The 7463-nt window shown below is 35.3% G+C and carries 9 protein-coding genes; 2 read left to right on the top strand and 7 right to left on the bottom strand.

The annotated features are described in order from the left end of the window. From recG to rpiB, 7 genes are all read right to left on the bottom strand, one after another. On the bottom strand, nt 1-2388 hold a 2388-nt coding region (recG, locus tag MVE07_RS05540; protein ID WP_297455163.1), incomplete at its 3' end, for an ATP-dependent DNA helicase RecG. Continuing rightward, entirely contained in the window at nt 2366-2587 is a 222-nt protein-coding gene (locus MVE07_RS05545; protein WP_297455165.1) for a hypothetical protein, read from the bottom strand. The genes recG and MVE07_RS05545, both read right to left, overlap by 23 nt. Continuing rightward, nucleotides 2584-3069 (bottom strand): 2-C-methyl-D-erythritol 2,4-cyclodiphosphate synthase, encoded by a 486-nt coding sequence (ispF, locus tag MVE07_RS05550; protein WP_297455167.1) that lies wholly within the window; start codon nt 3067-3069, stop codon nt 2584-2586. The genes MVE07_RS05545 and ispF overlap by 4 nt, the downstream gene beginning before the upstream one ends. A 2-nt stretch (nt 3070-3071) precedes the next feature. After that, nucleotides 3072-3920, bottom strand: coding sequence for an NAD(+)/NADH kinase (locus tag MVE07_RS05555; RefSeq protein WP_297455170.1), 849 nt, complete (start codon nt 3918-3920; stop codon nt 3072-3074). A gap of 114 nt (nt 3921-4034) precedes the next feature. Continuing rightward, nucleotides 4035-4238 carry a hypothetical protein gene (locus tag MVE07_RS05560; RefSeq protein WP_297455173.1) on the bottom strand — a complete coding sequence of 68 codons (204 nt, stop codon included), beginning with the start codon at nt 4236-4238 and terminating at the stop codon, nt 4035-4037. A gap of 29 nt (nt 4239-4267) precedes the next feature. Beyond that, nucleotides 4268-5530 (bottom strand): serine hydroxymethyltransferase, encoded by a 1263-nt coding sequence (glyA, locus tag MVE07_RS05565; RefSeq protein ID WP_297455176.1) that lies wholly within the window; start codon nt 5528-5530, stop codon nt 4268-4270. 13 nt (nt 5531-5543) lie between these two features. Continuing rightward, nucleotides 5544-5996, bottom strand: coding sequence for a ribose 5-phosphate isomerase B (rpiB, locus tag MVE07_RS05570; RefSeq protein WP_297455178.1), 453 nt, complete (start codon nt 5994-5996; stop codon nt 5544-5546). A 79-nt stretch (nt 5997-6075) separates the two neighbouring features. Between rpiB and MVE07_RS05575 the strand changes: the two genes are divergently transcribed. Further along, entirely contained in the window at nt 6076-6975 is a 900-nt protein-coding gene (locus tag MVE07_RS05575; protein WP_297455179.1) for a DsbC family protein, read from the top strand. Beyond that, nucleotides 6972-7463, top strand: a 492-nt coding sequence (locus MVE07_RS05580; protein WP_297455183.1) for an ATP-binding cassette domain-containing protein, incomplete at its 3' end; no start/stop codon positions are given. The genes MVE07_RS05575 and MVE07_RS05580, both read left to right, overlap by 4 nt.

Here is a 7463-nt window from a genome sequence, read left to right on the forward strand (position 1 = left end):
ATATTTACTAAAGATAAGTTCTTTTAACAACGGATGTTTTTCTAACTTTGGGTCTTTGCTTATCAGTTCTTCAGCTTCTTTTTTAGCATATTCAAGGATTATTCTATCTTTGGGACGGGTAAAATCTGCTATTGATAGTCCAAATTTACCTGACTGGGCAGTTCCCATTATATCTCCGCTTCCCCTAAGCTCAAGGTCTGCTTCAGCTATTTTGAAACCATCTGTGGTGTCAACCAGTATTTTCATACGTTCAAGGGTTTTAAGCCTTTTCTTTTCAGCTTCAGGGTCTTCCTGTTTATGCTTGAACTTTTCAGGTAATACCAGATAACAATATCCCTCATAATTTCCTCTACCAACTCTACCACGAAGCTGATGTATCTGGGAAAGTCCAAATCTATAGGCATCTTCTATTACCATTACTGAGGCATTGGGAATATCAACTCCAACCTCAATAACTGTAGTTGAAACAAGAATATCTGCCTTTTTATTCCTGAAATCTTCCATTATTTTGTCTTTTTCTTCCTGGGACATTTTGCCGTGAAGCAGAATAACTTTCTTATCCGGGAAAGCTTCTTTCCACTGCTTATATCCTTCTTCTGCAGATTTCAGGTCTATTTTTTCTGATTCTTCAATCAATGGATAAACCACAAATGCCTGTCTACCTTTATCTAACTCTTTTCTAACATTTCTGTATAAAATTTCCCTTTCATCATCATAATAAATAAATGTATAAACTGGTTTTCTTCCTGCCGGCAATTGTTTTATTAACGACAAATCAAGGTCACCAAACTGTGCTAAAGCAAGTGTCCGCGGGATAGGTGTTGCTGTCATAACAAGGACATGGGGAACTGCATGGGATTTTTCTATTAAGGCTTTTCTCTGGACAACCCCAAATCTGTGCTGTTCGTCAACTATAACAAGTGCCAGATTTTTAAATTTTAGTTCATCCTGTATAAGAGCATGGGTTCCTATTACTACTTTTGCTTCACCGGTTTCTATTTTTTTATAAATATTTTTCTTTTCTGAGGCAGGAGTGCTACCTGTAAGCAGATAGGCAGGAATACCAAACTTTTCCAATACATTTTTGAAGTTTTTATAATGCTGATTTGCCAGAATTTCTGTAGGTGCCATTACGGCAACCTGTTTGCTGTCTAAAGCTACTGCAAGGGATGCTGCAGCAGCAACCATTGTTTTACCGCTGCCTACATCTCCCTGAACCATTCTGTTCATAGGTGAGGGCTTTGTAATATCTGAGATAATATCTTTTATTGCTTTCTTCTGGTCATCTGTTAGATTAAACGGCAGTGCATCCTCAAACTTCTGGATAAAATCAGGCTCTACATGTATAACAGGTGCAGGATTACTTTTTATGGCAGCCTTTCTATAGGCTTGTGCCAGCTCCAAAATAAAAAGCTCATCAAAAATAAGCCTTATCTGTGGTCTTGTTTCAAAATCATTGAGTTTATCTAAATTTTCTTCATTGCTGGGAAAATGTGTGTGCCGGAATGCATCTTCAATTGAAGGTAATTTATATTTTTCAAGTATATATTCCGGCATATACTCAGGAAAATACGGTAGATACTTTTCCAGTATTTTGTATATTCCCCTTCTTAAATGATTTATTGTCTGGGATGAGGTTTTTACAGAGCTGTCTCCCCGCAATGAATAAACAGGAACAATTCTATCAAGGATTATAGGGTCAAACTGGTTGTGGATTTCAGGTTGAACCATTGATTTTTCTTTACCGAATACAGAAACCTTTCCGTATAACAAAACCTCTTTTCCTTTTCTAAAAAAGGTAAATAAAAAAGGTTTGTCATGGACAAAATAAGCATTTAGTTTGTGTTTATCCTGTGATAAAACAACCTGAACTTTGAGTTTCCCCCGATTTATTTTCTTGATTTCTTCAACGGTTAGCCTAAATAAACCAGTCTCCCCGTCCTTTATTTTTGCAAGTTTTTTTAATCTTTTGTCCTCGTATTTTTTGGGAAAAAGGGTAACTGCCTGATATATGTTCTGAACTCCGACTTTTTTGAAAGCTCGTTTTTCAATAGGTTTGAGGATTTTTAAATCCTGAATTTTTATAGAATAAAAAGAGTTTAGGTCTAACTTTTTGACAGACTTTTTCTCTTTTTTCTCGGGTTTTTTAACAACTTCCTTTTCCCTGATATATGTTTGAACTTCTTTTAATAAATGCTGTATAAATGCTTTTTTCTTCTGGGGTGTAAGATTATCTATCAGAGATATATCTTCAAGTAAACCTTCCGGAAAATTACCTTCAAGCAGTTCCTTTAAGGTTTCTGATAAACCTGTTATCCTTGATAAAGTTTTTTCATCATAACTGCTTAATTTCTCAAGTAATTGTTTAGCTTGATTTACCTTTTTCATTGTTTTTTATAAAATCTTTTAACTCCTGTAAAAATTGCTCAGGGTCATGACCATAATTTACTGCTGCATAATATATCGTTTCATGTTTTTTGCAAGCACATATATTGCAATACATATTTTTAGAACTGAAAAATTTTTGTGTAAATGGATATTTTCTTAATACCTGTTGTATTGTTGTTTGCAGGTCTATATTTTTCATTCTTTTTCCTCCTTTCTCAGTAAAACTACCACTTCTGCAAATGCTGCTTTTCCTTCTCCAATATCACCTATTTTCTCATAGGTTTTGCCTTTTATGAATATTCTATCGGAGTTTATTCTAAGAATTTTCGCTGTGTTTTGTATGATTTTTTCCCTATAAGGTAAGATTTTAGGCTTTTGTAGGACTATATATCCGTCTATATTCTCTATCTTATATCCTTTTTCCCGGACTATTCTGCAAGCTTCTTCAACAAATATTTTGCTATCTGCATTTTTCCATTTTTCCTGATTATCCGGAAATAACTGCCCTATATCTCCGTATCCTATAGCTCCTAAAAGGGCATCAGTTAAAGCATGAAAAAATATATCTCCATCAGAATGTGCCTTAAAACCAATATCTGAAGGTATTTCTACACCACCAATGATTAATTTCCTTCCTTCTTCAAGCCTGTGAATATCAAAACCTATACCTATTCTATACACTTTTACTTCCAGTCCAGTTTCTCACGGAGTATATCAAAATAGTTTTTATCCGGTGTTCTAACTAGATAGGTATAATATGGGGATTGTTTTACAACTATTTTATCCCCATATTGCAGCTGTGTTCCTTCCTGTCCATCAAGGGTAAGCCATGCATCCTTTTCTTTTGCAACCAGCTCTATTGTTATGGGTTCATATGGAGGAAGCATTAATGGTCTGTCTGTAAGTGTATGAGGACATATTGGAACTATAAGAAAGTTCTCCATCATCGGATAAACAATAGGTCCCCCTGCTGAAAGGGCATACCCTGTTGAACCTGTTGGGGTTGAAATTATTATTCCATCTCCATTATAGGTTGTGATGTATCTATCTCCTACATAAACGGCAACATCAACTATCCTTGCAAGGATAGCTTTGTTTACAACAACATCATTTAAAACATCGGCCTTTAGTATCTCTTTACCATCTCTTATAAGGGTGGCTCTTAACATCATTCTACGGGAGATACATAGGGGTTTTGACAGTAGCTCTGATAAAACCTCAAAAGCTTCATCCTCGTTAACTTCTGTTAAAAACCCAAGTCTACCAAGATTTATTCCTAAAATAGGTATTCCATGTTTTGCTACCCTTCTGGCTGTGATTAAAAGTGAACCATCTCCACCAACAACAAGAAGCAGATCAACCCCTTTTAGATTTTCTTCATGTTCTAACTCTGCCAGGTTTTCAAATATTTCTGATTCAATGGCATAACTGTTTAGCCAATTTTTCAGTCTGACAGCAAAGTTCCTCGCTTCTTCGCTTGCTTTTGTAAATATATGAATTTTTTTAAATAGAGGATACATTTTTATCTGCATTAAATTCCTCACTGATGTTGTTTTTTCTTTTTATCAAGATAGATAGGCAGGAATAAGAAAAGAAAACCTATTGTTAATACTCCTATTAATATTATGCTCAAAGCTAAAACTAAATCACTCATCTTTATTCTCCTGTAATTTATCAAAATATAAAGAAGCTGAAAGAGATATTATTAAAAATATAAAGCCAAAAACTATGAGTATCCAGCTACTTTTATTTTCTTGCAAGACAAATCCCACCATTGAAGCCACAAAGGAACCAATTGATATTCCTTTTAATACATCTATAAAAGTTGAAAATGTTTTGTCATATCTCATTTTGAAAAGGGGCAAAAAGCCCCTTATTTTTATCCTAAATAATCCTTAGTCCATTCTGGATAAAGTGGATATGTTGAACAAAGGGATAAAACATCATCTTTGACTTCTTGAATAACTTTTTCATCGTCAAGATTTTTTAGAACTTTTACTATATTTTTTGCTATTCTCCTCATATCATCTTCTTTCATGCCTCTTGTTGTGAGAGCTGCCGTTCCAAGTCTAATACCCGAGGTCACCATTGGTTTTTCAGGGTCAAATGGTATTGCGTTTTTGTTTACTGTTATATTTGCTTTTCCCAAAGCTTCTTCTGCCTGATTTCCTTTTACATTTAAAGGTCTAAGATCAACCAGAACAATATGGGAGTCTGTTCCTCCTGATACTATTCTTAAGCCTTCAGCTTTTAACTCTTCTGCTAAAGCTTTAGCATTTTTTACAGTTTGATGTGCATATTCTTTGAACTCAGGTGTCATAGCTTCTTTAAATGCCACAGCTTTTGCTGCTATAACATGCATTAAAGGACCACCTTGAAGTCTTGGGAATACCCATTTATCTATATCTTTTGCATATTCAGCTTTTGAAAGGATAAATCCACCTCTGGGACCCCTGAGTGTTTTATGTGTAGTTGAAGTAACAAAATCTGCATAAGGCACCGGAGATGGATAAGCATCACCGGCAATAAGACCGGCATAATGAGCCATATCAACCATTAATAAAGCACCAACTTCATCTGCAATCTCTTTAAACTTTGCCCAGTCTATTATTCTTGAATATGCAGAAGCACCTGCAACAATCATTTTAGGTTTGTGCTCTTTGGCAAGCCTATAAACCTCGTCATAATCTATAAGCTCTGTTTCAGGATTTACACCATACTGGACAGAGTTAAAAACTATCCCTGACAGGTTTACTTTTGCCCCATGTGTAAGGTGTCCACCATGGGCAAGGCTCATTCCCATTATTGTGTCGCCAGGCTGAAGTTGTGAGAAAAATACTGCTTGATTTGCCTGTGAACCTGAATGGGGCTGAACATTTGCATGCTCAGCACCGAATATTTTTTTAACCCTTTCTATTGCAAGGTCTTCTGCTATATCTACATACTCACAACCACCGTAATATCTTTTATGTGGTAGACCTTCTGCATATTTATTTGTTAAAACAGAACCCTGAACTTCCATTACCGCATAGGAAGTGTAATTTTCAGAGGCTATCATCTCAAGGTGTTCTTGCTGTCTTTTGAACTCAAGGGAAAGGGCTTTGAATATTTCCGGGTCTTGATTTTTTACATGTTCAAGCAATTATCAAACCTCCTTAACTACAGAAATTTTTTTCTTCAATATTTTTTATCTCATTTACCCTTCTTTCGTGTCTTCCGCCTTCAAATTCTGTTTCAAAGAATACATCAACTATTCCAAGGGCAACATCAATACCTAAAACCCTTGCTCCAAATGCCAGTATATTTGCATCATTATGTTTTCTCGCCATTCTCGCCATATATTCATTTGTGCATAATGCTGCTCTGATTCCTTTTACTTTGTTTGCGGAAATAGATATTCCTATCCCTGTGCCACATATAACTATTCCTCTGTCTGCTTCTCCTGAAGCTACAGCCTGTGCAACAGCCTCCCCAAAAATGGGGTAATCAACGCTTTCTTTTGAATAAGTTCCTTTGTCTATAACCTCAAAGCCTTTTTCTTCAAGGTGTTTTTTTACTATTTCCTTGTAATCGAAACCTGCATGGTCGCTTCCGATAGCTACTTTCAAGACTTCCTCCTGAGTTATCACAGATAATTCACAGAAATATTATACTATAATAAAAACCAAACACTCAGGGGGTAAATGAATGAAAAAATTAATTCTTGCACTGATGTTATTGGTTTCTGCATCCTTTGTTTATGCAGAAGAAGGAGAGGGATGCCTTGGGTCTGATATAACAAAGGAAGAAGTTCAGAAAGCCCTTTCTCCATTAATAGGTAATGTAAAAGTTGAAAAAGTATCACCTTCACCTATTGAAGATCTTTACGAAGTAATCTTAGACACACCAAGGGGAAAATTTCCCGTTTATGTAGACTGCTCTCTTAATTACCTAATCACAGGAAGCATTATTGACATCAAGCATAAAAGAGACCTTACCAGAGAAAAAGCAATGGCACTTGCCCATCAAAGTATGGAAGAAAAGCTGAAAAAGCTGGAAAAGAAACTGGGTAAAGAAAGAGTAGAAAAACTGAAAAAAGTTCTGGGACCAAGGTTTAACAACATAAAACTTGTAGATATCAAAGATATCCCTAAAAAACATCTTGTTACTTACGGTAATCCAAAGGCAAAATATACAATATACCTTGTAACAGACCCTCAATGTCCTTTCTGTGCAAAATTTGACAAAGAAATGAAAAAACTACTTAAAATGAGAAATGATGTTAAGTTTGAACTAATCTTATTCCCACTTCCTTTCCACAAACATGCATCTCCAATATCGCAAAATATCTTGTGTGAAAAATCTGTCGCAAAACAAAGGGAAATTCTTGATAAAAGTTTTGAGTATGTAAGAAATAAGCAGTATGAAAAATTATCTTCTCTGGAAAAATCCTGTAAAGAAGGTCAACAAATCATACAAGAACACTTTGCATTTGCAAGTAAGGCAGGAATTAACGGAACACCTACTTTAATATTCCCACACGGTATTGTAATCTCCGGTCTTATGTCTGCTGAGCAAATAAACAAAGTCTTAGATGCGCTGAAATGATAAGCAAAACTAAGGACAGGGAAATCCCTGTCCTTTCTGTAAGAAATTTAAAAGTATCTTTCCACACTGATAATCAAACTATACAGGCTCTTAAAGGCATATCTTTTGATTTATACAGGAATGAAATTCTGGCACTGGTAGGGGAATCAGGTTCAGGAAAAAGTGTAACCTGTTATTCAATTCTTAATCTTCTTCCAAAGTATGCAAAAGTATCCGGAAAAATAACATTTAATAGCGATGAGGAAAGATATGAAAATCTCCTTGAGTTAAACAAAGAAAAGTTAAGGGATATTAGGGGAAATAAAATATCAATGGTATTTCAAGAACCATCTGCAGTTTTAAACCCCTTATTAAAGATAGGAGACCAGATTATTGAAGCAATCCTTGCCCATAATAAAATATCCGAAGAAGAGGCAAAAAAACTGGCTCTAAAAGCTATGGAAAAGGCAAGAATTCCGGAAGTAGAGAGAAGATTTAACCAATATCCC

The sequence above is a fragment of the Persephonella sp. genome (assembly GCF_027023985.1).
Taxonomy (GTDB): Bacteria; Aquificota; Aquificia; order Aquificales; family Hydrogenothermaceae; genus Persephonella_A.

Coding starts and splice junctions, on each gene's coding strand:
- MVE07_RS05545 (WP_297455165.1), bottom strand. CDS start 2,587: ATGAAAAATATAGACCTGCAAACAACAATACAACAGGTATTAAGAAAA.
- MVE07_RS05560 (WP_297455173.1), bottom strand. CDS start 4,238: ATGAGATATGACAAAACATTTTCAACTTTTATAGATGTATTAAAAGGA.
- MVE07_RS05575 (WP_297455179.1), top strand. CDS start 6,076: ATGAAAAAATTAATTCTTGCACTGATGTTATTGGTTTCTGCATCCTTT.
- MVE07_RS05555 (WP_297455170.1), bottom strand. CDS start 3,920: ATGCAGATAAAAATGTATCCTCTATTTAAAAAAATTCATATATTTACA.